We start from the raw sequence: 25,805 nt of genomic DNA, 5'->3' as shown, positions 1-25,805 counted from the left end.
CTCCGCCCGCGCAGGAAGCCCCGGCCACCCCGGCCCCCAGCGAAGGCGATGCCCCCGCCGCGCAGCCGGTGGCGCCGCCGGCGGCGGAAACCCCGGCCGCGCCCGAAGCCCCGGCCACCGAAACCCCGGCAACCGAGGCGCCTGCCGATCCGGCCCCGGCACCCGCCAATAACTGACACCACAGCTTGGGGGCGCGACGGGCGCCCCTTACAACAACTTGCGGTCCGTTGCGGCCACGGGACAAATCGGATATGACTCGAGTCCCGTGAAACCGCCCAGATTCGGGCCGCGATCTTCTATTGGATTACTCACGGGGGCCCCTCGATGGCGCGTTACATCTTCATCACCGGCGGTGTGGTTTCTTCGCTCGGCAAGGGGCTGGCATCGGCGGCGCTGGGGGCGCTGTTGCAGGCGCGCGGCTTCACCGTCCGGCTGCGCAAGCTCGACCCCTATCTGAACGTCGACCCGGGCACGATGAGCCCCTTCGAGCATGGCGAGGTCTTCGTCACCGACGACGGCGCCGAGACCGACCTGGACCTGGGCCATTACGAACGCTTCACCGGCGTCTCGGCCCGCAAGACCGACTCGGTCTCCTCGGGCCGGATCTATTCCAACGTGCTGGAGAAGGAACGCCGCGGCGCCTATCTCGGCAAGACCATCCAGGTCATTCCGCACGTCACCAACGAGATCAAGGACTTCCTGGCCGTGGGCGAGGACGAGGTCGATTTCATGCTCTGCGAAATCGGCGGCACCGTCGGCGACATCGAGGGCCTGCCCTTCTTCGAGGCCATCCGGCAATTCGCCCAGGACCGCCCGCGCGGGCGCTGCATCTTCATGCACCTGACGCTGCTGCCCTATCTGGCCGCCTCGGGCGAGCTCAAGACCAAGCCGACGCAGCATTCGGTCAAGGAGCTGCGCTCCATCGGGTTGCAGCCCGACGTGCTGGTCTGCCGCAGCGAGCATCCGATTCCGGAAAAGGAACGCGCCAAGATCGCGCTGTTCTGCAACGTCCGCCCCGATGCGGTGATCCCGGCCTATGACCTGAAGTCGATCTACGAGGCGCCGCTGGCCTATCATCGCGCCGGGCTCGACCAGGCGGTGCTGGACGCCTTCCAGATCAGCCCCGCACCCCGCCCCGACCTGAGCCGCTGGGAGGACGTCATGGACCGGCTGGAGAATGCCGAGGGCCAGGTCCGCATCGCCGTGGTCGGCAAATATACCCAGCTGGAGGACGCCTACAAATCCATCGCCGAGGCGCTGACCCATGGCGGCATGGCCAATCGCGTCCGCGTCAAGGCCGACTGGGTGGACAGCGAGGCGCTGGAGGGCGAAGGCGCGCATCTGCTGGACGGCTATAACGGCATCATCGTGCCCGGCGGCTTCGGCGAGCGCGGCACCGAGGGCATGGTCGCCGCCGCCCGCTATGCGCGCGAGAAGAAGGTGCCCTATCTGGGCATCTGCCTGGGCATGCAGATGGCGGTGATCGAGGCGGCGCGGAACCTCGCCGACATGCCCGACGCCGGCTCCGAGGAATTCGACCACGAGGCCGGCAAGACCCGCTTCACGCCGGTCGTCTACCACCTCAAGGAATGGGTGCAGGGCAACTATACCGTGCAGCGCAAGCTGACCGACGACAAGGGCGGCACCATGCGGCTGGGCGCCTATACCGCCGTGCTGCAGCCTGGCTCGAAGATATCCGAGGTCTATGGCGGCGCGCTGGAGATCGAGGACCGCCACCGCCACCGCTACGAGGTCGACGCGAAATACCGCGAGCAGCTCGAGACGGCGGGGCTCAGCTTCTCGGGCATGTCGCCGGACGGGCGGCTGCCCGAGGTGGTGGAATATCGCGACCATCCCTGGTTCATCGGCGTGCAGTCGCATCCCGAGCTGAAGTCGAAGCCCTTCGAGCCCGCACCGCTGTTCGCCGGCTTCGTCCGCGCCGCGATGGAGAACGAGCGGCTGGTCTGAACCGCTGCGCCGCGCCATAATGCCGGGACCAGAGGACCGGTCCCGACATGCGCCTTGCCCTGATCCCCGCCCTGATGCTTTGCGCCGCCCCCGTGCTTGCGGATGCGCCGCTGTTCCTGATCGACCAGACGCGCCTGCCCTTCGACCTTGGCCCCGGCGCGCCGCAGAACCAGCCCGCGCGGCAGGCGAACTCGCCCCACGCGGCGGCGAATTCGGCGGCCAGCCCGGCCAACAGCGCTTCGATCCATGCCAATTCACCGCGCAACCCCGCCAACGAAAAGCGGGTGATCTTCACCGCTGACGGCACGGTGGTGGGCTACTATGCCCCGAACGGCGCGGGGACGCTGAACCTGTTCACCGTGACCGGCAAGCGCGTCGCCTATCGGCCCCGGGGCAGCAAGAGCCTGTTCTCCAGCGACGGGCGCTGGTGCGGCACGGTGGCGGATACCAGCGGCGGCGGCCTCGCCTTCGGCATCACCCGCGACTGCGCCGGGTTATTCTAGACGGCGACACCGAAACGTCACATTGCAAGGCTAGATCGCAGGCAAGCGCAGCAGGAGATCCCCATGCAGGACCAGACGCCCAAGGACTGGCTGGAAGCCGAGCTTCAGGACACGCTCGACGAGGATATCGAGATCGAGATGGAGGACGCCGTCCTGTCGCAGGAGATCGCCCGCATCTATCGCGACACCCATCCCGACCAGATGCCGCGCGCCGATTACTTTCGCGAGCTGCTGCGCCTGCAGGCCGAGATGATCAAGCTGCAGGACTGGGTGGCGCATTACAAGGAAAAGGTCGTGGTCATCTTCGAGGGCCGCGACAGCGCCGGAAAGGGCGGCGCCATCAAGCGCATCACCCAGCGGCTGAACCCGCGCGTCGCCCGCGTCGTGGCGCTGCCCGCGCCCTCAGACCGCGAAAAGACGCAATGGTATTTCCAGCGCTATGTCCCGCACCTGCCGGCGGGGGGCGAGATCGTGCTTTTCGACCGCAGCTGGTACAACCGCGCCGGGGTCGAGCGGGTCATGGGCTTCGCCACCGAGGAGGAGGTGCAGCAGTTCTTCGACGACGTGCCGGAATTCGAGCGGATGCTGGTGCGCTCGGGCATCCGGCTGGTGAAATACTGGTTCTCGATCACCGACGAGGAACAGCAGATGCGCTTCCTGATGCGCATCCACGATCCGCTGAAACAGTGGAAGCTGTCGCCCATGGACCTGCAATCCCGCATCCGCTGGGAGGATTACACCAAGGCCAAGGAGGAGATGTTCGAGCGCACCAACATCCCCGAGGCGCCCTGGTACATCGTGCCCGGCAACGACAAGAAGCGGGCGCGGCTGAACTGCATGGCGCATCTGCTGACGCAGATCCCCTATGGCCCGGTCCCGCACGAGGAGATCACCCTGCCCGACCGGGTCTTCAATCCGGATTACGAGCGCGAGGTGCTGCCGCCCGAACTTTATGTGCCGCAGCGTTACTGAGGCGGGATCGGGCTTGCGGCGGCGGGCCGGGGCGGCATGATCGGCGGGCAAGCCGCAAGGAGCCCACCATGCCCAAAGCCTACTGGATCGGCCATGTCACGGTCGAGGATCCCGCCGCCTATGAGGCCTATCGCCAGGCCAATGCGGCGGCCTTCGCGAAATACGGAGCGCGTTTCCTGGTGCGCGGCGGCGCGCAAGAGGTGGTCGAGGGCCGGATGCGGCCGCGCACCGTGGTGATCGAATTCGCCGACCTGGAAACCGCCCGCGCCTGCTATCGCAGCCCCGAATACCAGGCGGCGCTGGCGCTGCGCCAGCCCTGCTCGATCGCGGATCTGGCCATTGTCGAGGGCTAGGAATCTGTCTGACACATTTTCGAAACCTGTTGTTGTCGCCGTAAATTGTCCTAATATCCGGCCCATGTTTCGCAACCTGCTGAGCCGCCTTTTCACCGACGCCGCCGATCCCGCCCGCCTGAGCGGCCAGGATGCCGAGGTGGCCATCGCCGCGCTGCTGGTGCGCCTCGCCCGCGCCGACGACCATTTCGGCCCGGCCGAGAAGCGGCGCATCGACCGGATCCTGGCCCGCCGCCACGGCCTCAGCCCCGCCGAGGCGGCCGAGCGCCGGGTGGCGGCCGAGATGATCGAGGCCGAGGCGCCGGACACGGTGCGCTTCACCCGCACGGTCAAGGACCGCATCGAGCTGGCCGACCGGCACGACATCATCGCCGCCATGTGGGAGGTCGCCTATGCCGACGGCCGCCGCGACCCGGATGAGGAATCGCTGGTGCGGCTGGTCGCCGGCCTGCTGGGGATCAACGACCGCGATTCGGCACTGGCCCGGCAAAGGGCGCTCGGCAGCCTGGGGCAGGCCGACCCGTGACCGGAACCGACCGCGCCCCGCGACCAAGCGCCCGCCATCCGCATCCATGTCCCCCGGGGCGTGACCACCTGACCGGAAAGCCAGCGAGGAAAGCGTTGCAATCGCCCGGCAAATATCGCCTCATACCCGCATGAGCCACAGTGAACAGACCGCGGTGCCGGCCGATGCGGCCCGCCTGCCCGTGATAGAGATCCGCGACCTGCACAAGGCCTATGGCCCGCTCCAGGTTCTCAAGGGCGTCAGCCTGACCGCCCCGCGCGGCCATGTCATCAGCCTGATCGGCTCCTCGGGCTCGGGCAAGTCGACGTTGTTGCGCTGCTGCAACCTGCTCGAGGACAGCCAGCAGGGCGAGATTGTCTTCGAGGGCGAGGCGGTGCGCTGGCGCGGCTCGGGCATGGCGCGGGTGCCGGCCGACCGCGCCCAGGTGACGCGGCTGCGCACCAACCTGTCCATGGTGTTCCAGCAGTTCAACCTGTGGTCGCACATGACCATCCTGCAGAACGTCATGGAGGCGCCGGTCCACGTCCTGAAGCACAGCCCGGCCGAGGTCGAGGCGCGGGCCCGCGAATTGCTGGCCAAGGTCGGCATCGGCGACAAGGCCGATGCCTGGCCGGCGCAGCTTTCCGGCGGCCAGCAGCAGCGCGCCGCCATCGCCCGCGCGCTCTGCATGGAGCCCAAGGCGCTGCTGCTGGACGAGCCGACCAGCGCGCTGGACCCCGAATTGCAGCAGGAGGTGGTGCGGGTCATCAAGACCCTGGCGACCGAGCATCGCACCATGCTGCTCGTCACCCATGACATGCGGCTGGCGGCCGATGTCAGCGATCACGTCGTCTTCCTCCATCAGGGCCGGATCGAGGAGGAGGGGCCGCCGGCGCAGCTGTTCGGCGCGCCGCGCTCCGAGCGGCTGCGCCAGTTCCTGAGCGCGACCATGGCCGAATGAAAAGACCAACAGGAGAGTGGGAAATGAAGAAACTGATGCTTGCCGCCGCGGCGCTCGTCCTGACCACGGGCATGGGCATGGCGCAGACCGTGCGCATCGCCACCGAGGGCGCCTATCCTCCCTACAACCTCGTCAACGAACAGGGCCAGCTGGCCGGCTTCGAGGTGGACCTGGGCAACGCGCTGTGCAAGCGCGCCGAGCTGCAATGCACCTGGGTCAAGAACGACTGGGATTCGATCATCCCCAACCTGGTCTCGTCGAACTATGACGCGATCATGGCGGCGATGAGCATCAACGAGGAGCGCAAGAAGGCCATCGCCTTCACCCAGGACTACCTGCCGCCCGCGCCTTCCTCCTATGTGGCGCTGGATGAGGGCGCCGACCTGGAGGGCGGCATCATCGCGGTGCAGACCGGAACCGTGCAGGCCGCCCATGTCGCCGGCACCAAGGCGACGATGCTGGAATATCCCAATATCGACCAGGTCTTCGCCGCTGTCCGCAACGGCGAGGCCGACGCCGCCTTCGGCGACCACGAGGTCATGCGCCCCTTCGTCGAGGACAGCAACGACCTGGTCTTCGTGGGCGAGCAGGTGCGGCTGGACGAGGGCATCGGCATCGGCCTGCGCCAGTCCGACGCCGATCTGCGCGACAAGCTGAACGCGGCCATCGATTCCATGAAGCAGGATGGCAGCCTGAACGCGCTGATCAAGCAGCATTTCGGCGAGGACGCGCAGACCTACGAATGACCTGACTGACTGACGCCGCCGCGGCCCCCGGGGCGCGCGGCGGCCAACCCGGCGACACGATGTTCCCCTTCTGCACCGATCCCTCTGCCCTGCAGGGCCTGGCCTGGTTGTCATGCTATCTGACGACCGGCAGCCACATGCTGTTCTATGCCAGCTTCGGCACGGTGCTGGCGCTTCTGGCGGTCACCGCGCCGGTGGCACTGCTGTTCGGCTTCGGCGGCGCCATGGCCGCGCGGTCGCGCCTGGCGCCGCTGCGCTGGTTCGGGCGCATCTATACCGCGATGGTGCGCGGCGTGCCCGACATCATCTTCTTCCTGTTCGTGCCCATCGCCCTGGACCAGGGTTTCGAATGGCTGCGCTCGCGCGTCTATTGCGACCCGTCGGTGCCGGTGCGGCAGGGCAACGAGTTCATCGTCTGCGCCGCCGCCAAGCTGCCGCTCTCGACCTCGCCGGAATGGGTGCACCAGCTTTACGGCATCTTCCTGGCGGTGGTCGCCTTCTCGGTGGTGTTCGGCGCCTTCGCCGCCAACGTGCTGCACGGCGCCATGGCCGCGGTGCCGCGCGCCCAGCTCGAGACCGCCGAGGCCTATGGCATGAGCCCGCGCCAGGTGAACCGGCGCATCCTGATCCCGCAGATGTGGACCTATGCCCTGCCCGGCCTGGCCAACCTGTGGATGATCCTGATCAAGGCCACGCCGCTGCTGTTCGTGCTGGGCATCGAGGACATCGTCTACTGGGCGCGCGAGCTTGGATCGGCCAAGACCAGCGCCTATGCCTATCGGCATCCCGACTGGCGGCTTTACTATTTCCTCGCCATCCTGGTCTTCTACCTGCTGATGACCTGGGGCTCGGAACGGATCTTCGACCGGCTCCGGGCGCGGCTCTCGGCCGGGCAGGCCACCGCCGCCGGCGAGGCGATGCGGAAGGCCGCGACATGAACCAGTGCCTGCAGACCCTCCAGGATTACGGGCTGCGCGCCATCGGCATGGGCGAGCGGCTGCTGCCGCGCAGCGGCTTCAGCCTGTGCGAGCAGATGACGCTGATCGGTTCCGGGCTGATCTGGAACCTCTATTTCGGCGCGCTGGCGGTGTTCTTCGGCTTCTTCCTGGCCAATGCGCTGGCAGTGGCCAAGGCCAGCCGCAACCCGCTGCTGCGCAAGCCGGCGGAATGGTTCGTCTTCCTGTTCCGCGGCAGCCCGCTCTTCATCCAGTTCTTCCTGGCCTACGAGATGCTGGTCCAGCTGCCCCGCGCCGGCATCGAGGTGCTGGGCATCACCGTGCAGACCCACTGGATGACCCGGGCCTGGGCCGGCGCGCTGCTGGTGCTGGTGCTGAACACCGCTGCCTATTCGGCCGAGATCTTCCACGGCGCGCTGCGCAACCTGCCCAAGGGCGAGCTGGAGGCCGCCGACGCCTATGGCATGGCCGGCTGGACCCGCTATCGCCGCGTCGTCTGGCCGACCGCCATGCGCCTGGCCTGGCCGGCCTATACCAACGAGGCGATCTTCCTGTTCCACGCCACGACGCTGGTGTTCTTTTCCGGCTTCCCGGCCTTCCAGCAGCGCGGCGACTCGCTTTATTACGCGAACTATTTCGCCGACAAGACCTTCAACCCCTTCGTCGCCTATCCGATCGTCGCGGGCTATTTCATCCTTCTGACCCTGGGGCTGATCGCGCTCTTCGGGGTGGTCAACCGGCGGCTGAACCGCCATCTGCCCGGCGCGGCGAAGAAGATCCGCTACCGGCCCAATCTCGTCAGGTGATCCATGGACTGGCTGCGCGAGCATCCGGACGTCAAGACCATCCGCGTCGCGGCTGCCGACCTGAACGGCGTGGCGCGCGGCAAGCGGGTTCCGGCGCGCTTTGCCGACAAGGTTCTGACCGAGGGCACGAAATTCCCGTTCTCGGTGCTGAACATGGACATCTGGGGCGAGGATATCGAGGACAGCCCGCTGGTCTTCCAGGCCGGCGATCCCGACGGGCTGTTGCTGCCGACCGAGCGCGGCTTCATGCCCATGCCCTGGCTCGAGGCGCCGACCGGCCTCTTGCCGATCTGGATGTTCCACCTGGACGGCCGCCCCTATGAGGGCGACCCGCGCCAGGCGCTGGCCCGCGTCGTGGACCGCTACAAGGCCGCCGGCCTGACCCCGGTGGTGGCGACCGAGCTGGAATTCTTCCTGATCGACGATTCCGGCGGCCAGCTGCGGGTGCCGCCCAGCCCGCGCTCGGGCAAGCGCCGCACCGGGGCCGAGACGCTGAGCCTGCGGGCGCTGGATGCCTTCGACCGCTTCTTCACCGCGCTCTACCAGGCCTGCGAGGCGATGGACATTCCCGCCGACACCGCAATCTCGGAAGCCGCGCCGGGCCAGTTCGAGATCAACCTGATGCACCAGCCCGACCCGCTGAAGGCCGCCGACGACGCCTGGCTGTTCAAGCTGCTGGTCAAGGGGCTGGCGCGGCAATACGGCTTTGCCGGGTCCTTCATGGCCAAGCCCTATGAGGAATGGAACGGCTCGGGGATGCACATGCATTTCTCGGTGCTGGACCGGCGGGGCCGCAACGTCTTCGACGATGGCGGCGACGAGGGCTCGGCGGTGCTGCGCCATGCCGTCGCCGGCTGCCTTGCCGCCATGCCCGGCTCGACCCTGGTCTTTGCCCCGCACGAGAACAGTTACGACCGGCTGGTGCCCAACGCCCATGCGCCGACCGGCATCGGCTGGGCCTACGAGAACCGCACATCGGCCATCCGCATTCCCTCCTCCGGCCCGAAAGCCCGCCGGATCGAGCATCGCGTGGCCGGCGGCGACGTGAATCCCTACCTGACCGTTGCGGCGGTTTTGGGTGCGGCGCTGAACGGCATCGAGGACAAGGCCGAACCGCCGCCGCCGATCCGCGGCAATGCCTATGAACAGGGGCTGGAACAGCTGCCCGGGACCTGGGGCGCGGCCATCGACGCCTTCGAGGCTTCACCCGAGATCAGGCGTATCTTCCCGGCGCATCTGATCGAGAATTTCGTCATGACCAAGCGGCAGGAGCTGCATTACATGGCCGAGCTTTCCGACGAGGAAACCGTCGAGCTTTATCTCGACACCGTCTGAGCGGCCTCTTCGCCATCCGGGTATCTGGACAACGCAGAAGGCTGGGGCGCGGCGCCCCGGCCTTCTCTGTTCCGCAAATACTCGAATCCGGGGGAACGCTCAGTGCGTCCAGGGCGCCCGGCGGTCATAGGCGAAATTCTCGCCATAGCCGCGGGGGCGGATATTGGCGGCGCGGCCATGCGGCTCGATCACCTCGTAGTCAAGCCCGTTCTCGCGGGCGTAATCCTCGGCCTGCTTGCGGGTCTCGAAGCGCAGCCGCACCTGGGCCTGGGTGTCGTCGCTGCTGGTCCAGCCCATCAGCGGATCGATCTCGCGCGGGTCGGCGGCCGGAAAGACCAGCACCCATTCCTTGGTGCGCGCGACGCCCGATTGCATCGCATTGCGGGCAGGCTTGTAGATGCGGACAAGCATTGGCGGGAACCCTCTGTTCTTGCTTGCCTGCCTTATCCCCGATGCGGGGCGGTCGATCAAGATCCCCGGGGCGCGATTTCCTGCCGCAAGGACAGGATTGTCGCCCGATCCGCTCCGGCCGGGCTTGCATCGCGGCGCGAAAGCGCCAGATTCACCCAGGCAGGAACAAAGGTGAAACCATGGGCCACAACAACACCAACGCCCCCGTCGCGCGCCATGCCGAGGTGACCCGGCCCAAGCTGGAGGGCGGCAAGCGCTTCGTCATGCAATCCGAGTTCCAGCCGGCCGGCGACCAGCCCACCGCCATCGCCGAACTGTCCCGCGGGGTCATGGAGGGCGAGCGCGACCAGGTGCTGCTGGGCGCCACCGGCACCGGCAAGACCTATACCATGGCCAAGGTGATCGAGGCGACGCAGCGCCCCGCCATCATCCTGGCCCCGAACAAGACCCTGGCCGCGCAATTATACGGCGAGTTCAAGGGCTTCTTCCCCGACAATGCCGTGGAATACTTCGTCAGCTATTACGACTACTATCAGCCCGAGGCCTATGTGCCGCGCTCGGACACCTATATCGAGAAGGAATCGCAGATCAACGAGGCCATCGACCGGATGCGCCACTCGGCCACCCGGGCGCTGCTGGAACGCGACGACGTGATCATCGTCGCCTCGGTCAGCTGCATCTACGGCATCGGCTCGGTCGAGACCTATTCGGCGATGACCCAGGACATGGTGGTCGGCCAGCTCTATGACCAGCGCGAATTCCTGGCCGAGCTTGTGGCGCAGCAATATCGCCGCCTCGATGCCGCCTTCCAGCGCGGCGGCTTCCGGGTGCGCGGCGATGTGATCGAGGTCTGGCCCGCCCACCTGGAGGACCGGGCCTGGCGCTTCGACTTCTTCGGCAACGAGCTTGAATCCATTACCGAATTCGACCCGCTGACCGGGGCGAAGACCGACAGCTTCCAGCAGATCCGCATCTACGCCAACAGCCATTACGTCACCCCGCGCCCGACCTTGCAGCAGGCAATCAAGGGGATACGCGCCGAACTTCAGGCGCGGCTGAAGCAACTCACCGACGAGGGCAAGCTGCTGGAAGCCCAGCGGCTGGAACAGCGCACGAACTTTGACCTGGAAATGCTTGAAGCAACAGGCGTTTGCAACGGGATCGAGAACTATTCCCGCTATCTGACCGGCCGCGCCCCGGGCGAGCCGCCGCCCACGCTCTTCGAGTTCATTCCCGACAACGCCATCGTCTTCGCGGACGAATCCCATGTCAGCGTTCCGCAGATCGGCGGCATGTATCGCGGCGACTTCCGGCGCAAGTTCACCCTGGCCGAACACGGCTTCCGCCTGCCCAGTTGCATGGACAACCGGCCGCTGAAGTTCGAGGAATGGGACGCCATGCGCCCGCAATCCGTCTTCGTCAGCGCCACGCCGGCGCAATGGGAATTGGACCAGACCGGCGGCGTCTTTACCGAGCAGGTCATCCGCCCCACCGGCCTGATCGACCCGCAGATCGAGATCAGGCCCGTCGAGATGCAGGTGGACGACCTGCTGGACGAGGTGCGCAAGGTCTCGGCCGCAGGCATGCGCACGCTGGTCACCACGCTGACCAAGCGCATGGCCGAGGACCTGACCGAATACCTGCACGAACAGGGCATCCGCGTGCGCTACATGCACAGCGACATCGACACCATCGAGCGCATCGAGATCCTGCGCGACCTGCGGCTCGGCGCCTTCGATGTGCTGGTCGGCATCAACCTGTTGCGCGAGGGGCTCGACATCCCCGAATGCGGGCTGGTCGCCATCCTGGATGCGGACAAGGAGGGCTTCCTGCGCTCGGAAACCTCGCTGATCCAGACCATCGGCCGGGCGGCGCGCAACGCCGACGGCCGCGTCATCATGTATGCGGACCGCATCACCGGCAGCATGGAGCGCGCCATGGCCGAGACCGAGCGCCGGCGACAGAAGCAGATGGCCTACAACCTCGAACACGGCATCACCCCGCAGACCGTGCGCAAGAACGTCGAGGACGTGCTGGCCGGGCTCTGGCAGGGCGACACCGACCAGTCGCGGATCACCACCCGCATCGACAAGCCCCTGGTGGGCGCCAATCTCGCCGCGCATCTGGACGCGCTGCGGGCGCAGATGCGCAAGGCGGCCGAGAACCTGGAATTCGAGGAGGCCGCCCGGCTGCGCGATGAGGTCAAGCGGCTCGAGGCGGTGGAACTGGCCGTCGCCGACGACCCTCTGGCCCGGCAATCGGCGATCGAGGAGGCGGCCGAGGCGGCGGTGAAATCCTCGGGCCGCTCGACCGCCGGCCGCGCCGGGCAGCGCGGCGGCAACAAGCGGCCCCGGCGGCGATCCTGACCCGCAAGGCCGGCGCCGGCCCCTTCTTCGTTGCCCAAATACCCATGCGGCCGCGACGCCGGGCGCCGCGTCAGCCGCAGCTCACCCGGACCAGCTTGCCGGTCTCGTCGTGCTCGAAGTTCAGCCGGGCGGGATTGAAGTCCATGGTGACCGGATCGCCGGTCTTGTAGCTGCGATAGGGCGTATTGGCCGGCACGCTGATGGTCGGGCCCGTCTGGCCGATCAGCGGCAGATAGCGGCTGGCGCCGCAGCCGTCCTCGGCAGCCGCGGGCGGGACGGCGGGTTCCGGGGCGGTCGGTTCCGGCACGCAGCCCGCCGCCAGCAAGGGGGAAAGCATCAGGACAGGCAGGATCGGCTTCATGGGAAGGTCTCCTTCGACGCGGACAACTCGGCGACAACGCAGGGCGCGCGCGCGGGTTTCCCGTCCCCGGAGAACTCGGCGGAACGCCGCCGATCTCAGGGCAGCCGGGCGAGGATCTCGTCGGTCAGCGCCTCGACCTCGGCCCGCGCCTGGACGTGGCGCGACCCGTCGCCGGCCCCCAGCCCCTGCCCCAGCGTCTCGGCATAGCCGACGCGGTTGGCAATCTGCGACCCGGCCACCTCGGCGCCCAGTTCCTCGGCCTTCTCGGCCACCTCCACCGCCAGGCGGGTATGCGGCCGGGTGCGGTTCAGCACGATCAGCATGTCGCATTTCTCGCGCCGGGCCAGGTCCAGCACCCCCTCTGTCGCCCAGAGGTCGACATGGCTGGTCGCCACCGGCACCAGCACCAGATCGGCCACCCGTAGCGCCGGGCGCAGGTCGCTGTCGATCTTGGGCGGCGTGTCGATGATGACGTAGTCGAAGCGCTTCTTCAGCTTGTCGGATTCGTAGCTGGCTCCCCAGGCCGAGGAGGTCGAGAAGTCCAGCGCCTCGTCCTCGCCCAGCCGGCCCAGCCGTTCCAGGAACCAGCGCCCCATGCTGCCCTGCGGATCGGTGTCCAGCAGCGCGACGGAATGCCCGCGCCCGCGCAGCGCCACCGCCAGGTTCACCGCGATGGTCGTCTTGCCCGAGCCGCCCTTCTGCTGGGCAACCGTGATGATGCGTCCTGCCATGAGCCCCTCCGTTCCAGCCTTGGCCCGCACGGCGCTGCGGGCCGTTTCCCGCCAGACTAGGGGCGAAACGCGCGCAAGGCGAGGCTTTTTCGCAGCTGCAGCATCGCCGGGCGCCTCAGGCCTGCCAGGTGTCGATCACCTCGTACATCACCGGCTCGAAATGCCGGCACATGGCGGCGATGGCGCGGTTTCTCTCGCGCATCTCGGGGCTGCGCAGCATGGCCTGATAGTCGCGCCGGTCGCGCCATTGCGAATAGGTGGCGATGCGAGTCTGCGCGTCGTTCAGATGGATCGCCCCCGAGATATAGCCGGGCTGGCGGCTGATCACATGCTGATAGGCGTCGCTCAGCGCGTCGATGACGTCATGCGCCGAGCCGGGCGTCACCTCGAAGGTGCAGATCACGGTCTGGCCGTCGAATTCCTTTGCGATCCGGGTCATTGGCTGGGTCTCCTGCCTCGCTGCCGCTTCAGCTTAGCGCAGTCCCGGCCCGAGGGAAGGGGGTTTTCTGCCCCGCTGCAGGCACAGATGCCCGAGCCCCGGATAAAGCCGGTCCGTCACCGCCAGGCGCGTCTGCCGGGCCAGCCTGTCGTGGAAGATCTCCAGCGCCCGCCCGGCCTCGGCCCGGATAGCCAGCCGCCGTCCAGCCGCCAGCGACGAAAGAAGATCCGGTCGAGCTCGTGCACGCAGCGGAGTTCCAGGCCGCGGCGCGTCTGCCCGGCACCCCTTGCCGGCGCGGTCTTCGCGTCCGGGCCGCCTTTCCGGCGATGCTCGGCCATCCCGCCCGCTGCGCGGCCATGCCTGTGCGACCTCCTCGTCGCCGGCTTCCCCGTGCCCTTGCCCGTGCTCGTGCCTGTCCTGTCCAGACGCCTCCCCGGCCGGTCGCAACGCGCCGCATCCCCCGCGGCTTGCGGCGCGCGCGCAACCGGCGCATGTTGCGCCGCGCAAGGCGAAAGGACATGAGCATGATTCCGGTCTTCGACGGTCACAACGATTTCCTGCAGCGCATGGTGGCGGCAGGGCCCGGGCGCGACCGGCTCTGGCTGGAAGGCGACGGTAGCGGCCATCTGGACCTGCCGCGCATGCGGGCGGGCGGCTTCGCGGGCGGCTTCTTCGCCATCTGGACGCCCTCGCCGCCCGGCCCCGACGACGCGCTGGCAGCGATGCTGAAGAAGAACCCGCCCTTCGCCCTGCCCCTGCCGCCCGAGGTGCCGGCCGTCGAGGCCCTGCCCCATGCCCTGGCCCAGGCCGGGCAACTGATGGCGATGGCGCGGACCGGCACACTGGCGATCTGCCGCAGCGCCGCCGAGATCCGCGCCGCCATGGCCGCCGGCCGCATCGCCGCCATCCTGCATGTCGAGGGCGCCGAGCCGATCCCCGATCTCGACGCGCTGCATCTCTGGCATGCGATGGGGTTGCGCTCGCTGGGGCCGGTCTGGTCGCGGCCGACCCGCTACGGCCATGGCGTGCCCTTCGCCTTCCCGTCCCCGCCCGATACCGGGCCGGGGCTGACCGATGCCGGCAAGGAATTGGTCAAGGAATGCAACCGGCTGCGCATCATGCTGGACCTGTCGCATCTGAACGAGAAGGGCTTCGACGACGTGGCGCGGCTTTCCGATGCGCCGCTGGTCGCCAGCCACAGCTGCGCCCATGCCGTGGCGCCCAGTTCGCGCAACCTGACCGACCGGCAATTGCGGGTGATCGCCGGCAGCGGCGGCCTGGTCGGGCTGAACTTCGCCGTGGGCTTCCTGCATCCCGAGGGCCGGCGCGAGCCGATGCGGGGCTTCGAGATCATGCTGCGCCATCTCGACCACCTGCTGTCGCTGCTGGGCGAGGACGGCGTGGCGCTCGGCTCGGATTTCGACGGCGCCGACATGCCCGAGGACCTGGCCGATGCCGCGGCGCTGCCAGACCTCATCGAGGCCATGCTGGCGCATGGCTATGGCCGCGCGCTGGTGGAAAAGATCGCCTGGAGGAACTGGCTTTCGGTGCTGGAACGGACCTGGGGCGCCTGAAGGGCCGCCAGAACCGCCGCGGGCCGCCGATCCGCTTCCCGGGCGCCGGCCCCCCAGGGCGCTTGGCCGCTCAGCCCTGCGTCACCGCCGGCGTCACCCCCAGCGCATCGGCCAGCGCCCGGAAGCGCACCTCGGCAACCTCGCCCATCAGCGCCCGGCCGGTGCGGGTCAGCTTCAGCTCCAGCACACCCTTCTTGCGCTGCAGCTTCAAGGTCCCCGCCTCGGCCGGATCCTTGACCGAGAACATGGCGCCGAAGCGCATCGCCTTGCCCAGCACCTCGGCCTCGCGGATCTCCTTGTCCGAGAGCAGCGCGAACAGCGGCGCCATGGGCGAATTGGTGCGGCTGTTCTTGTAGCGATGCAGCAGCGACAGGCCCAGGAACACCCGCTCGGGATGCGACAGCGCCGCCATGTTGGCGCGCGTCACGTTGTCGAAACAGGCATCGGCGCGGTAATCGGGATGGGTGCGCCAGGTGGTGTCGTGCAGCAGGCAGGCGGCCTTGACCAGCCGGTCACGCTCGGGCGGCAGGTCGCCGAACAGCGGCTCCAGGAACTGGTAGAGCCTCTTGCCGAAGCCGGGCATGCGCGCCATCTGCCGCTCGGAGAAGCGCGCCGCCTCGATCAGCGGATCGCGCGAGCGCAGCCCCGAGGGCATCTGCTCGTAGAGCAGCCCCTCGCGGATGCCGTAGGAGGAGACCGCCAGCGATTTCGGCTTCATGCTCTCGACCAGCTGGCGCAGCACCAGGCTGGCCAGCGGCACCAATTCCATCCGGCTTTGCGAAATGCCGGTCATCGCCCGCATTTCCTGCACGGTCTTGTCGCCGATCCATTTCACCGTGTCGGCCACCGCCTCGGGCGACATGCGGTATTCGTGCAGCACCGTCATCGGGTATTTCACCCGCTCCATGTCCAGCCGCGCGATGGCCCGCCACGAACCGCCGACCAGGTAGATCTGTTCGTGCCCGCGTCCCAGAGCGGCGGCGGCCTGATCGATCACCTTGCGGATATGGTCGCGCAGGCCCGAGGCGCCGCCCTTGACCTGCTGCAGCCGAAACGGGCCCAGCGGCGTCGAGATGCGGCGGCCGACCTTGCCGCCCTCGACCTCGGCCAGCTCCATCGAGTTGCCGCCGATGTCGCAAACCAGCCCCTTCGCATCCGGCCAGCCCAGCAGCACGCCCTGCGCGGACAGCCGCGCCTCCTCCTCGCCGTCGATGACCAGAAGCTTCAGCCCGGTCTCCTTCTCGACCGCCTTGCGGAAGGCGGGGCCGTCCTCGGCCTCGCGCACGGCGGCGGTGGCGACGCAGGTCAGCGGCTTGATGCCCATGCTGTCGGCCAGCACGGCAAAGCGGCGCAGCGCGGCCATGCCGCGGCGCACGCCTTCCGGGTTCAGCCGGCCGGTGCTGGCCAGGCCCTGGCCCAGCCCGGCCATCACCTTCTCGTTGTAGAAATAGGCCGGCGAGCGCGCGGCGCCGTCGAAGACCACCATGCGGATCGAGTTCGAGCCCACATCGACCACCCCCACCCGGCTCAGCGAGCGTTCCGATGCCCGCTCGAACAGCGATCTCCCGAAGGGCTCGATGGTTTCTCCGCTAGCGGTCACGACACCGTTCATCGGGTTCCTCTCGATTCCGTTACCTCGTGGGCGCGCGCGACTTGGATGGGGCAATTAACCCCTTGCGTCAATCCGTCGAGTGCGTCAGCGCCGGAACGTCGCGGGCACCGGCGCTGCCGCGGCCCGACAATGACGGGTTCTCCATGAAGAACCTGTGACAGCAGAACAGGTCGTCGCGGCCGGCCGGCAGGTAGCGCAGATAGCGCCCGTCGGGCTGCAGAAGCCAGCTCTGTGCCTCGTCGGCCATGTTGGCGGCCATGATCTGGCTAGTGATCTGCGCCTTGACCGTGTCGTTGAAGCATTCGATCAGGGTTTCCACCCGGCGCGACAGGTTGCGCCCCATCCAGTCGGCCGAACTGATGAAGACCCGCGCGCGTTTCGAGGGCAAGGCATGGCCGTTGCCGAAGCAGACGATGCGCGAATGCTCCAGGAAGCGGCCGACGATGGACTTGACGCGGATATTGTCGGACAGGCCGGCGATGCCGGGACGCAGGCCGCAGATGCCGCGGATCACCAGGTTGATCCTGACCCCGGCCTGGCTGGCGGCATACAGCGCCTCGATCACGTCCTTCTCGATCAGGCTGTTCATCTTGGCCCAGATCTCGGCCGGCCGGCCGCGTCGGGCGAATTCCGCCTCGCGCGCGATCAGGCTCAAGAGCGTCTCTTTCAGGTCGATGGGCGAGATCGCCATGTTCTCCAGCCCGTCGGGCTGGACGTAGCCGGACAGGAAGTTGAACACCTTGGACGCGTCGCGCCCCAGCGCCGGGTCGCAGGTGAACAGCGACAGGTCGGTATAGATCCGCGCGGTGATCGGGTGATAGTTGCCGGTGCCGAAATGGCAATAGGTGACAAGCTGGTCGCCCTCGCGCCGGACGACGGTGCTGATCTTGGCATGGGTCTTGTATTGCACGAAGCCATAGACGACATGCGCGCCGGCCCGTTCCAGCCGCCGGGACTGGCGGATGTTCGCGGCCTCGTCGAAGCGCGCCTTCAGCTCGACCAGCGCCGTCACCGACTTGCCCGATTCGGCTGCCTCGCACAGCGCGTCGACGATGGGGCTGTCGCGCGAGGTGCGGTAGAGCGTCTGCTTGATCGCCAGCACGTCCGGGTCGCGCGCCGCCTGCGCCAGGAAACGCACCACCATGTCGAAGGTCTCGTAGGGGTGATGCAGCAGCATGTCCTTTTGCCGGATGGCCGCGAACATGTCGCCGTCATGGTCCTGCACCCGTTCCGGCACGCGGGGGGTGAAGCTCGGCCATTGCAGGTCGCGGCGGCTGTCCAGCACCAGCTCGCGCAGGTCGGCCATGCCCAACAGGCCCTCGACCTCGACCACCTCCTCGGGATCGACGTCCAGTTCCTCCATGATCAGCCGGCGCAGCCGGTCGGGGGCGCCGGCGGTGATCTTCAGGCGGATGACCGAGCCGCGGCGGCGGCGCTTCAGCGCGGTCTCGAACTCGCGCACCAGGTCCTCGGCCTCCTCCTCGACCTCCAGGTCGCTGTCGCGCAGCACACGGAAGGCGCAATGGCCGATGTCGCGATAGCCGGGGAACAGGCTGGGCAGGTGCATCAGCAGCAGGTCCTCCAGCCGCAGGAAGCGCTTGCCGCCGGGCAGCGGCACGAAGCGGGCGATCTGCTGGGGGATCGGCAGCAGCGCCTGCATCTGCTGGCCGTCGCTTTCCCGCGCCAGCTCCAGCGCCAGCGAAAAGCCCGCGTTCGGGATGAAGGGGAAGGGGTGCGCCGGGTCGATGGCCAGCGGCGACAGCACCGGAAACACCTGCTCCATGAAATGCCGGCGCAGGAATTCCTCCTCGGCGCGGGTAACGCGGCCGCGCGACAGGATCGAGATGTCGGCCTGTTCCATCTCGCGCCGCAAGCCGTTCCAGACCGCCTGCTGGGCGCCCATCAGCCGCCGGGCGTCGGCATTGACCAGGGCCAGCTGCTCGGCCGCGGTCAGCCCGTCGTCGGAAAGGTTGGTGTTGCCCTCGCGCACCAGTTCGCGCAGGCCGGCGACGCGGACGGTGTAGAACTCGTCGAGGTTGGTGGCCGAGATCGACAGGAAGCGCAGCCGTTCCAGCAGCGGCACGCGCGGGTTGCGGGCCTCGTCCAGCACCCGCCAGTTGAAGGCGAGCCAGCTGATCTCGCGGTTGAAGAAGCGCGCCGGCCCCTCGGGCGCGCCTTCGGGCAGCGCCCGAGGGGTGGGAAAGGGGGATTTCAGGAAATCGGCCTGGGTCATGTCACGGAACTTCGGGAAAAATGCGCGGCGATCATGCGTCGGAGGGGCAGAGCTTGTCCAGCAGCTCGGCCGCCAGGCGCCGGGTGATGGCGCGGCGGTCGGCCAGCGATTCCCGGTCGATGGCGGCGACCAGGCGGCGGGCCAGGTCCAGGTCGCGCTCCATGCGCAGGGCCAGCCAGTCCACCACTTCGGGCGCGACCTGGATCTGGCGGTCGGCGAACAGCTTGACCAGCACCGCCGGCAGCAATGCGTCGTCGGGCGGGCCCAGGATCGCCTGCGCCGCCGCTTCCAGCCGCGAGCGCAGGTCGGGCAGCATCACCCCCCAGTCGCGCGGCGGCGTGCGCGCGGTGATCAGCAGCAGCGCCTGCCGGGCGCCCGCCAGGTTCCACAGGTGGAACAGCCCCTGCTCGGCCGCGGCATTGCCGCCGATCTCATGCGCGTCCTCGACGACCAGCGCCCCCTGAGGGTGCACCAGATCGCCGGCATTGGCGGGGGTCAGGGTCCAGGCCTGACACAGCTGCGCGCCATGCTCGGCCGCCCAGAAGCCGACCAGGTGCGACTTGCCGGCGCCGCCGGCCCCGATCAGCAAGAGCCGCCCCTGCGGCCAGCGCGCCGGCGCGTCCAGCATGGCCAGCGCGTCGCGATTGGCCGAGGTGATCAGGAAATCATCGCGCGTCGATGCCGGAGGCATCGTCAGGTCCAGGGTCAGCTGCCTTGCCACCGTTCAGCCGCCCTTGCCTTCCCGGCTCTCGCGGGCCTCGGCCCAAAGCTCCGAGGGCGAGGGCGGACCCTCGGCATCCGGCACCTCGCCGGCCTGCTGGCGATGCTGGTGCTCCTCCAGCAGATGCGCCAGGTGCTCCTCGCGCTGGATCTGCGCCACCGCCACGTCGCGCGACATCTGCGCCAGTTGGCGGGCGCGCTCGGTGGTGCCGCGCGGCACCAGCTCGACCAGGGTGGGCGGGGGCGGCGGCGAGGGCACCTCGCGCCCGGTATAGAGCGCGCTTTCCTTGTAGCGCGCGACCGCGAAGCGCACCAGCACCCCCAGCGCCGCCGCCGCCGGCACCGCGACCAGCAGCCCGACGAAACCGAACAGCGTGCCGAAGACGGTCAGGGCCAGCATCAGCCAGACCGGATGCAGGCCGATGCTGCCGCCGACGATCTTGGGTTGCAGGTAGTTGCCCTCGACGATCTGGCCGATGACGAAGACCGCGATCACCGCGCCGATCCAGACCGGCTCGCCCCAGAAGGAAAACAGCGCCACGCCGATGGCGGTGGCGCCGCCGACCAGCACGCCGACATAGGGAATGAACGAGAGCGAGGCGGCAATCACCCCGATCGCCACCCCGAAGGGCAGGCCGATCAGCCCCAGGCAGACCGAATAGAAGGTGCCCAGGATCAGGATGACCATGCCCTGCCCGCGCACGAATCCCGACAGCGCCGCGTCGATCTCGTGCCCCAGGCGGCGCACGGTGCCGGCATGCTCGCGGGGCAGCAGCTCATCCAGCCGGTCCACCATGTTGTCCCAGTCGAGCAGCAGGTAGAAGGCCACCACCGGCACGATGACCACCAGCATGACCATGCTGACCACGCCCATGACCGAGCCGAGCAGCGTGCTGACCAGCTGGCCGCCGCGCTCGCTGATCTGCTGGCCCATGTTGGTCAGCGCGGTGTTGACCGGGCTGCCCTCGGTGAAGATCTCGGGAAAGCGGGTCATCAGGAAGCGCTGCAGCTGCTGGAACATCTGCGGCGCCGTCTCGATCAGCGCCGTGGTCTGGCGCACCAGCACCGGCACCAGCAGCAGGAACAGCGCCACCACCACCAGCAGGCCGCAGAGCGTGATCACCACGACCGAGGCGGTGCGCGACAGCCCCAGCCGCTCCAGCCGGTCGGCCAGCGGATCGAGGAGATAGGCCACCGCCGCGCCCATGATGAAGGGCATGATGGCATTGCCCAGCCCCCAGAGCGCCAGCAGCAGCACCAGGGCCGCGCCGCCCCAATACAGGACCTGTTTGTGCACCGGCAATTGCATGGCTGTCTTCCGCTCCTGTCCCCGCGTTCGGGTTCCTATGTGGACGGTCGCGCCGCCGCTTGCAAGGAAGGGCGTTGCCCCGCTATCCGCTCTGCGCTAACTCGTCCCGGCCACCATGAGGATTTCGCCATGCGTCTGTCGCGCTATTTCATGCCCGTCCTGAAGGAAGACCCCAAAGAGGCGCAGATCGTCAGCCACCGGCTGATGCTGCGGGCGGGCATGATCAAGCAGCAGGCAGCAGGCATCTATTCCTGGTTGCCGCTGGGCTTCAAGGTGCTCAGGCGCATCGAGCAGATCGTGCACGAGGAACAGGCCCGCGCCGGCCATATCGCCATGCTGATGCCGACGCTGCAATCGGCCGACCTGTGGCGCGAGAGCGGCCGCTATGACGATTACGGCGAGGAGATGCTGCGCATCAAGGACCGCCACAAGCGCGACCTGCTCTATGGCCCTACGAACGAGGAGATGATCACCGACATCTTCCGGTCGCATGTGAACAGCTACAAGGACCTGCCGCTGACGCTGTATCACATCCAGTGGAAGTTCCGCGACGAGATCCGCCCGCGCTTCGGCGTCATGCGCGGCCGCGAATTCCTGATGAAGGACGGCTACAATTTCGACCTGACCAAGGAAGACGCGCTGCACGCCTATAACCGCCACCTGGTCAGCTACCTGCGCAGCTACGAGCGCATGGGGTTGCAGGCCATCCCGATGCGCGCCGATGGCGGGCCGATCGGCGGCGACTATACCCATGAATTCCTGGTGCTGGCCGAGACCGGCGAATCCGAGGTGTTCTACGACAGCGAGATCACCGACCTGAAATTCGGCGACCGCGCCATCGACTATGACAACGTCGCCGAATGCCAGGCGGTGCTCGAGGAGTTCACCAGCCGCTATGCCCGCACCGACGAGACCCACGACCCGGCGCTGTTCGAGCAGGTTCCCGAGGCCCGCCGCCGCCAGGCGCGCGGCATCGAGGTCGGGCAGATCTTCTATTTCGGCACCAAGTATTCCGAGCCGATGGGGGCGACGGTCGTCGGCCCGGACGGCCAGCGCGTGCCGGTGCATATGGGTTCGCACGGCATCGGCGTCAGCCGCCTGCTGGGCGCGATCATCGAGGCCAGCCATGACGACAAGGGCATCGTCTGGCCCGAGGGCGTGACGCCCTTCCATGTCGGCATCGTCAACCTCAAGCAGGGCGACGCCTCGACCGACGGCGCCTGCGAGGCGCTTTATGCCGAGTTGAAGGCGCAGGGGCTTGACCCGCTTTATGACGACCGCGACGAGCGGGCGGGGGCGAAATTCGCCACCATGGACCTGATCGGCCTGCCCTGGCGGATCACCGTCGGCCCGCGCGGCCTGGCCGCGAACAAGGTCGAGCTGACCGCGCGCCGCACCGGCGAGTCGATCGAGATGTCGCCGCAGGAGGCGGTGGCGCGGCTGAAGGAGATCTACCAGTCGGTCTTCGACGCGGCGAAATGAGCCCTGCGGCCGTGCGGAAGGCGCGGCCGCAGGATGTTGGGGAAACGGTGAAGGCAGGCGCCGGGCAAGACGATCTCGGGCGGCGCCTGCGTTCTTCTTTGCTCTGGAAATACCCAGAGGACAGCGAAGCTTGCGCGGTCGCATGGGTATTTGAAGAGCAAAGAAGACGGGCCAGGAGGATGAATGGTGAAGAAGGCGCTCATCACCGGGGTCACCGGGCAGGACGGCTCCTACCTGGCCGAGTTCCTGCTGGACAAGGGCTATGAGGTGCACGGCATCAAGCGCCGCGCCTCGTCCTTCAACACCCAGCGCGTCGATCACATCTTCCAGGATCCGCACGAGACATCGCCGCGCTTCTTTCTGCATTACGGCGATCTGACCGACAGCTCGAACCTAACCCGGATCATGGCCGAGGTGCGCCCGGACGAGGTCTACAACCTGGGCGCGCAATCCCATGTCGCGGTCAGTTTCGAGACGCCGGAATATACCGCCGACGTGGATGGGCTGGGGGCGCTGCGGCTTCTGGAGGCGATCCGCTTCCTGGGGCTGGAGGGGGTGACGCGCTATTACCAGGCCTCGAGTTCCGAGCTTTACGGGCTGGTGCGCGAGACGCCGCAGACCGAGCGCACGCCCTTCCATCCCCGCAGCCCCTATGCGGTGGCCAAGCTCTATGCCTATTGGATCACGGTGAACTATCGCGAGGCCTATGGGATCTTTGCCTGCAACGGCATCCTGTTCAACCACGAGAGCCCGCGCCGGGGCGAGACCTTCGTCACCCGCAAGATCACCCGCGGGCTGGCGAATATCGCCCAGGGGCTGGAGAAATGCCTCTATATGGGCAATCTCGACGCCTTGCGCGACTGGGGCCATGCCCGCGACTATGTGCGGATGCAATGGCTGATGCTGCAATGCGACGCGCCCGACGACTATGTCATCGCCACCGGCGAGCAGCATTCCGTGCGCCAGTTCCTGATCTGGGCGGCCGAGGAGCTTGGCATGGCGCTGGAATTCCGCGGCAAGGGCCTCGAGGAGGTGGCGGTGGTCGCCTCGGTCGCGGGCGATCTGGCGCCGGCGGTCAGACCGGGCGACGTGGTGATGCGGGTCGATCCGAAATATTTCCGCCCCGCCGAAGTGGCCAGCCTGCTGGGCGACGCCGCCAAGGCGCATCAGCGGCTGGGCTGGCGGCCCGAGACCGGGTTGCGCGAGATGATCGCCGAGATGGTCGCCGCCGACTTGCAGGCGGCGCGCCGCCATGCGCTGCTGAAGCGTCACGGGCTGGGCCTGCCGGCCTCGGCCGAGGGGCGCTGATGGCGCGGCTGTTCGTCACCGGCGGCAACGGCATGGTCGGGCGCAACCTGCGCGCCCATCCGGGCATCGCCGCCTGGGATGTGCTGGCGCCCGCGCGGGCCGAGCTGGACCTGTGCGACGCCCGCGCCCTGCGCGATTGGCTGGCGCGGCATCGCCCCGATGCGGTGGTCCATGCCGCGGGCCTGGTCGGCGGCATCCAGGCCAACATGGCCGAGCCGGTGCGGTTCCTGGCCGAGAATGCCCGCATCGGCCTGAACCTGGTCACCGCCTGCCGCGAGGCGGGCGTGCCGGTGCTGATCAACCTAAGCTCGAGCTGCGTCTATCCGCGCGACCTGGGCCGCGACCTGTCCGAGGAGCAGATCCTGACCGGCGCGCTGGAACCCACCAACGAAGGCTATGCGCTGGCCAAGATCCTGGCGATGCGGCTGGTGGACTATGCCTGCCGCGAGGATCGCGGCCTGCAATGGCGCACGCTGATCCCCTGCAACCTTTACGGCCCGCATGACACGTTCGACCCCCGGCAGTCGCACCTGCTGCCGGCCATCATCCACAAGATCCACCGCGCCCGGGTCGAGGGTCACGCTACGGTCGAGATCTGGGGCGACGGCACGGCGCGGCGCGAGTTCATGTATGCCGGCGACCTGGCCGAGGCGATCCTGCGGGCGCTGGCCGATCCCTCGGCGCTGCCGCCGGTGATGAATGTCGGCCCGGGGGACGATCACGCCATCGACGACTATTACCGCATCGTGGCCGAGGTGATCGGCTGGCAGGGCCGCTTCACCCACGACCTGGGCAAGCCGGTGGGCATGCGGCGCAAGCTCCTGTCCGTGGCGCGACAGACGGAATGGGGCTGGGCGCCGCAAACCGGCCTGCGCGAGGGCATCGCCGCCACCTATGCCTGGTATCTGGAGCACCAGCCATGAGCCGCTTCCCCCTTGCCACTTCCAGCTGGGACGAGGCGGAACGGGCCGCGCTGCAGCGGGTGATCGACTCGGACCGCTTTTCCATGGGCCCCGAGGTGGCGGCCTTCGAGGCGGAATTCGCCCGCTTCACCGGCAGCCGTTACGCGGTGATGGTGAACTCCGGCTCCTCGGCCAATCTCGCCATGGTGGCGGCGCTGCGCCATACGCAGAACCCCGCCCTGCGGCTGATGCCGGGGGACGAGGTGATCGTGCCGGCGGTGTCCTGGTCCACCACCTTCTTTCCGCTGCACCAATACGGGCTGCACCTGAAATTCGTCGATATCGACCCCGAGACGCTGAACTATGACCTGGCGGCGCTGGCCGGGGCGATCGGCCCCCGCACCCGTGCGATCATGGCGGTGAACCTGCTGGGCAATCCCAATGATTTCGACGCCATCCGGGCGCTGATCGGCGAGCGCAGCATCGTGCTGATCGAGGACAATTGCGAATCGATGGGCGCCAGGTTCGACGGCCGGCAATGCGGCACATTCGGGGTGATGGGGGCGTTTTCCACCTTCTTCTCGCATCACATCTCGACCATGGAGGGCGGGCTGGTCGTCACAGATGACGAGGAACTTTACCACATCCTGCTGGCGCTGCGGGCGCATGGCTGGACGCGCAACCTGCCGAAATTCAACCGCGTGACCGGCGAGAAGAGCGACGATCCCTTCGAGGAGAGCTTTCGCTTCGTCCTGCCCGGCTACAACCTGCGGCCGCTGGAGATGTCGGGGGCGCTGGGGCGGGCGCAGCTGGAAAAGCTGCCGCGGCTGATCGCGGGGCGGCGCGAGAACGGCGCCCGCTGGGTCGAGGCGATGGCGGATCACCCGCTGTTCCGCATCCAGCGCGAGACCGGCGAAAGCAGCTGGTTCGGCTTTGCGCTGATGCTGCGGCCGGAAACCGGCCTGACGCGGCGCGCGGTGCTGGCCCGGCTGGGGGCGCTGGGTTTCGAGACCCGGCCCATCGTCAGCGGCAATTTCACCAAGAATCCCGTGCTGCGGATGATGGATCACCGCCTGCACGGGCTGATGACCCATGCCGAGGAGATCGACCGGCAGGGCTTCTTCATCGGCAATCACCATTACGACATCCGCGAGGCGATCGGGGTTCTGGCCCGGTTCCGCGGCTGACGGCATGGCTGGATTTGCCGCCCGGTTTCGGTCAGGATCGTGGCAGCGGCAGGTGTGTTGGTTTC

Annotated in this window: 24 protein-coding genes; 16 read left to right on the top strand and 8 right to left on the bottom strand. The window is 68.0% G+C overall.

Annotated features, from left to right (window positions below; translation table 11 throughout):
* Positions 1-324 precede the first annotated feature (324 nt).
* The 10 genes from I9P22_RS06000 (at position 325) to I9P22_RS05955 (ending at position 9,105) form a co-directional block, all read left to right on the top strand.
* Positions 325-1,968 (top strand): CTP synthase, encoded by a 1,644-nt coding sequence (locus tag I9P22_RS06000; protein WP_199258452.1) that lies wholly within the window; start codon positions 325-327, stop codon positions 1,966-1,968.
* A 47-nt stretch (positions 1,969-2,015) separates the two neighbouring features.
* Complete coding sequence (locus I9P22_RS05995) at positions 2,016-2,471, top strand: hypothetical protein (RefSeq protein WP_199258451.1); 456 nt, start codon at positions 2,016-2,018, stop codon at positions 2,469-2,471.
* A gap of 63 nt (positions 2,472-2,534) precedes the next feature.
* On the top strand, positions 2,535-3,443 hold the full coding sequence (gene ppk2, locus I9P22_RS05990) for a polyphosphate kinase 2 (protein ID WP_199258450.1): 909 nt from the start codon (positions 2,535-2,537) through the stop codon (positions 3,441-3,443).
* Between the two features lie 68 nt (positions 3,444-3,511).
* Positions 3,512-3,796 carry a DUF1330 domain-containing protein gene (locus I9P22_RS05985; RefSeq protein WP_199258449.1) on the top strand — a complete coding sequence of 95 codons (285 nt, stop codon included), beginning with the start codon at positions 3,512-3,514 and terminating at the stop codon, positions 3,794-3,796.
* 64 nt (positions 3,797-3,860) lie between these two features.
* A complete protein-coding gene (locus tag I9P22_RS05980) occupies positions 3,861-4,322 on the top strand; it encodes a tellurite resistance TerB family protein (protein ID WP_199258448.1) in 462 nt (153 codons plus the stop codon).
* A gap of 130 nt (positions 4,323-4,452) precedes the next feature.
* A complete protein-coding gene (locus I9P22_RS05975) occupies positions 4,453-5,262 on the top strand; it encodes an ABC transporter ATP-binding protein (RefSeq protein WP_233253241.1) in 810 nt (269 codons plus the stop codon).
* Positions 5,263-5,285: 23 nt separating this feature from the next.
* Positions 5,286-6,008, top strand: coding sequence for a transporter substrate-binding domain-containing protein (locus tag I9P22_RS05970; protein ID WP_199258447.1), 723 nt, complete (start codon positions 5,286-5,288; stop codon positions 6,006-6,008).
* A 59-nt stretch (positions 6,009-6,067) separates the two neighbouring features.
* Positions 6,068-6,946, top strand: a complete 879-nt coding sequence (locus I9P22_RS05965) for an ABC transporter permease (protein WP_199258446.1) — start codon at positions 6,068-6,070, stop codon at positions 6,944-6,946.
* Positions 6,943-7,770, top strand: a complete 828-nt coding sequence (locus I9P22_RS05960; RefSeq protein ID WP_199258445.1) for an ABC transporter permease — start codon at positions 6,943-6,945, stop codon at positions 7,768-7,770. Before I9P22_RS05965 ends, I9P22_RS05960 begins: the two co-directional genes overlap by 4 nt.
* 3 nt (positions 7,771-7,773) lie before the next feature.
* Positions 7,774-9,105, top strand: a complete 1,332-nt coding sequence (locus tag I9P22_RS05955) for a glutamine synthetase family protein (RefSeq protein WP_199258444.1) — start codon at positions 7,774-7,776, stop codon at positions 9,103-9,105.
* Positions 9,106-9,204: 99 nt separating this feature from the next.
* On the opposite strand, the gene I9P22_RS05950 is transcribed toward I9P22_RS05955, so the two are convergent.
* Complete coding sequence (locus I9P22_RS05950) at positions 9,205-9,516, bottom strand: ETC complex I subunit (RefSeq protein WP_199258443.1); 312 nt, start codon at positions 9,514-9,516, stop codon at positions 9,205-9,207.
* A 179-nt stretch (positions 9,517-9,695) separates the two neighbouring features.
* Between I9P22_RS05950 and uvrB the strand changes: the two genes are divergently transcribed.
* Complete coding sequence (uvrB, locus tag I9P22_RS05945) at positions 9,696-11,882, top strand: excinuclease ABC subunit UvrB (RefSeq protein WP_199258442.1); 2,187 nt, start codon at positions 9,696-9,698, stop codon at positions 11,880-11,882.
* A gap of 70 nt (positions 11,883-11,952) precedes the next feature.
* Here uvrB and I9P22_RS05940 read toward each other — a convergent pair whose 3' ends face one another.
* The 3 genes from I9P22_RS05940 to I9P22_RS05930 form a co-directional block, all read right to left on the bottom strand.
* Positions 11,953-12,243: an I78 family peptidase inhibitor gene (locus I9P22_RS05940; protein WP_199258441.1), complete on the bottom strand. Its 291-nt coding sequence runs from the start codon at positions 12,241-12,243 to the stop codon at positions 11,953-11,955.
* A 95-nt stretch (positions 12,244-12,338) separates the two neighbouring features.
* A complete protein-coding gene (gene parA, locus I9P22_RS05935; RefSeq protein ID WP_199258440.1) occupies positions 12,339-12,974 on the bottom strand; it encodes a ParA family partition ATPase in 636 nt (211 codons plus the stop codon).
* Positions 12,975-13,089: 115 nt separating this feature from the next.
* Positions 13,090-13,413, bottom strand: coding sequence for an antibiotic biosynthesis monooxygenase family protein (locus I9P22_RS05930; protein ID WP_199258439.1), 324 nt, complete (start codon positions 13,411-13,413; stop codon positions 13,090-13,092).
* A gap of 524 nt (positions 13,414-13,937) precedes the next feature.
* On the opposite strand from I9P22_RS05930, the gene I9P22_RS05925 reads away from it, so the two are divergent.
* A complete protein-coding gene (locus tag I9P22_RS05925; protein ID WP_199258453.1) occupies positions 13,938-14,987 on the top strand; it encodes a dipeptidase in 1,050 nt (349 codons plus the stop codon).
* Positions 14,988-15,057: 70 nt separating this feature from the next.
* Here the strand turns inward: I9P22_RS05925 and ppx are convergent, their stop codons facing one another.
* From ppx to I9P22_RS05905, 4 genes are all read right to left on the bottom strand, one after another.
* A complete protein-coding gene (ppx, locus tag I9P22_RS05920; protein WP_199258438.1) occupies positions 15,058-16,599 on the bottom strand; it encodes an exopolyphosphatase in 1,542 nt (513 codons plus the stop codon).
* A gap of 67 nt (positions 16,600-16,666) precedes the next feature.
* The gene (locus I9P22_RS05915) at positions 16,667-18,832 is read right to left on the bottom strand and encodes an RNA degradosome polyphosphate kinase (RefSeq protein WP_199258437.1); all 2,166 of its coding nucleotides are present in this window, start codon (positions 18,830-18,832) and stop codon (positions 16,667-16,669) included.
* Positions 18,833-18,863: 31 nt separating this feature from the next.
* The gene (locus I9P22_RS05910; RefSeq protein WP_199258436.1) at positions 18,864-19,553 is read right to left on the bottom strand and encodes a P-loop NTPase family protein; all 690 of its coding nucleotides are present in this window, start codon (positions 19,551-19,553) and stop codon (positions 18,864-18,866) included.
* A 3-nt stretch (positions 19,554-19,556) separates the two neighbouring features.
* The gene (locus I9P22_RS05905; RefSeq protein WP_199258435.1) at positions 19,557-20,861 is read right to left on the bottom strand and encodes an AI-2E family transporter; all 1,305 of its coding nucleotides are present in this window, start codon (positions 20,859-20,861) and stop codon (positions 19,557-19,559) included.
* Positions 20,862-20,990: 129 nt separating this feature from the next.
* Between I9P22_RS05905 and proS the strand changes: the two genes are divergently transcribed.
* The 4 genes from proS (at position 20,991) to I9P22_RS05885 (ending at position 25,740) form a co-directional block, all read left to right on the top strand.
* Positions 20,991-22,343, top strand: a complete 1,353-nt coding sequence (proS, locus tag I9P22_RS05900) for a proline--tRNA ligase (protein ID WP_199258434.1) — start codon at positions 20,991-20,993, stop codon at positions 22,341-22,343.
* A 183-nt stretch (positions 22,344-22,526) separates the two neighbouring features.
* On the top strand, positions 22,527-23,651 hold the full coding sequence (gene gmd, locus I9P22_RS05895) for a GDP-mannose 4,6-dehydratase (RefSeq protein ID WP_199258433.1): 1,125 nt from the start codon (positions 22,527-22,529) through the stop codon (positions 23,649-23,651).
* Complete coding sequence (locus I9P22_RS05890; RefSeq protein WP_199258432.1) at positions 23,651-24,574, top strand: GDP-L-fucose synthase family protein; 924 nt, start codon at positions 23,651-23,653, stop codon at positions 24,572-24,574. The genes gmd and I9P22_RS05890 overlap by 1 nt, the downstream gene beginning before the upstream one ends.
* A complete protein-coding gene (locus tag I9P22_RS05885; protein WP_199258431.1) occupies positions 24,571-25,740 on the top strand; it encodes a DegT/DnrJ/EryC1/StrS family aminotransferase in 1,170 nt (389 codons plus the stop codon). The genes I9P22_RS05890 and I9P22_RS05885 overlap by 4 nt, the downstream gene beginning before the upstream one ends.
* Positions 25,741-25,805 lie beyond the last annotated feature (65 nt).

This window comes from Paracoccus binzhouensis (assembly GCF_016446475.1).
GTDB classification, from domain to species: Bacteria; Pseudomonadota; Alphaproteobacteria; order Rhodobacterales; family Rhodobacteraceae; genus Paracoccus; species Paracoccus binzhouensis.
The sequence above is the reverse complement of the archived record's forward strand: the minus strand, read 5'-3'. Positions and strand labels throughout refer to the sequence as shown.

Bases quoted from the DNA above. Each gene is read 5' to 3' on its own strand.
- gmd (WP_199258433.1), top strand. From the start codon at position 22,527: ATGGTGAAGAAGGCGCTCATCACCGGGGTCACCGGGCAGGACGGCTCC.
- proS (WP_199258434.1), top strand. From the start codon at position 20,991: ATGCGTCTGTCGCGCTATTTCATGCCCGTCCTGAAGGAAGACCCCAAA.
- I9P22_RS05905 (WP_199258435.1), bottom strand. From the start codon at position 20,861: ATGCAATTGCCGGTGCACAAACAGGTCCTGTATTGGGGCGGCGCGGCC.
- ppx (WP_199258438.1), bottom strand. From the start codon at position 16,599: ATGAACGGTGTCGTGACCGCTAGCGGAGAAACCATCGAGCCCTTCGGG.
- I9P22_RS06000 (WP_199258452.1), top strand. From the start codon at position 325: ATGGCGCGTTACATCTTCATCACCGGCGGTGTGGTTTCTTCGCTCGGC.
- I9P22_RS05930 (WP_199258439.1), bottom strand. From the start codon at position 13,413: ATGACCCGGATCGCAAAGGAATTCGACGGCCAGACCGTGATCTGCACC.
- I9P22_RS05995 (WP_199258451.1), top strand. From the start codon at position 2,016: ATGCGCCTTGCCCTGATCCCCGCCCTGATGCTTTGCGCCGCCCCCGTG.
- I9P22_RS05975 (WP_233253241.1), top strand. From the start codon at position 4,453: ATGAGCCACAGTGAACAGACCGCGGTGCCGGCCGATGCGGCCCGCCTG.
- I9P22_RS05950 (WP_199258443.1), bottom strand. From the start codon at position 9,516: ATGCTTGTCCGCATCTACAAGCCTGCCCGCAATGCGATGCAATCGGGC.
- I9P22_RS05960 (WP_199258445.1), top strand. From the start codon at position 6,943: ATGAACCAGTGCCTGCAGACCCTCCAGGATTACGGGCTGCGCGCCATC.
- uvrB (WP_199258442.1), top strand. From the start codon at position 9,696: ATGGGCCACAACAACACCAACGCCCCCGTCGCGCGCCATGCCGAGGTG.
- ppk2 (WP_199258450.1), top strand. From the start codon at position 2,535: ATGCAGGACCAGACGCCCAAGGACTGGCTGGAAGCCGAGCTTCAGGAC.
- I9P22_RS05980 (WP_199258448.1), top strand. From the start codon at position 3,861: ATGTTTCGCAACCTGCTGAGCCGCCTTTTCACCGACGCCGCCGATCCC.
- I9P22_RS05985 (WP_199258449.1), top strand. From the start codon at position 3,512: ATGCCCAAAGCCTACTGGATCGGCCATGTCACGGTCGAGGATCCCGCC.
- I9P22_RS05885 (WP_199258431.1), top strand. From the start codon at position 24,571: ATGAGCCGCTTCCCCCTTGCCACTTCCAGCTGGGACGAGGCGGAACGG.
- I9P22_RS05890 (WP_199258432.1), top strand. From the start codon at position 23,651: ATGGCGCGGCTGTTCGTCACCGGCGGCAACGGCATGGTCGGGCGCAAC.
- I9P22_RS05965 (WP_199258446.1), top strand. From the start codon at position 6,068: ATGTTCCCCTTCTGCACCGATCCCTCTGCCCTGCAGGGCCTGGCCTGG.
- I9P22_RS05915 (WP_199258437.1), bottom strand. From the start codon at position 18,832: ATGACCCAGGCCGATTTCCTGAAATCCCCCTTTCCCACCCCTCGGGCG.
- I9P22_RS05970 (WP_199258447.1), top strand. From the start codon at position 5,286: ATGAAGAAACTGATGCTTGCCGCCGCGGCGCTCGTCCTGACCACGGGC.
- I9P22_RS05940 (WP_199258441.1), bottom strand. From the start codon at position 12,243: ATGAAGCCGATCCTGCCTGTCCTGATGCTTTCCCCCTTGCTGGCGGCG.
- I9P22_RS05955 (WP_199258444.1), top strand. From the start codon at position 7,774: ATGGACTGGCTGCGCGAGCATCCGGACGTCAAGACCATCCGCGTCGCG.
- I9P22_RS05925 (WP_199258453.1), top strand. From the start codon at position 13,938: ATGATTCCGGTCTTCGACGGTCACAACGATTTCCTGCAGCGCATGGTG.
- parA (WP_199258440.1), bottom strand. From the start codon at position 12,974: ATGGCAGGACGCATCATCACGGTTGCCCAGCAGAAGGGCGGCTCGGGC.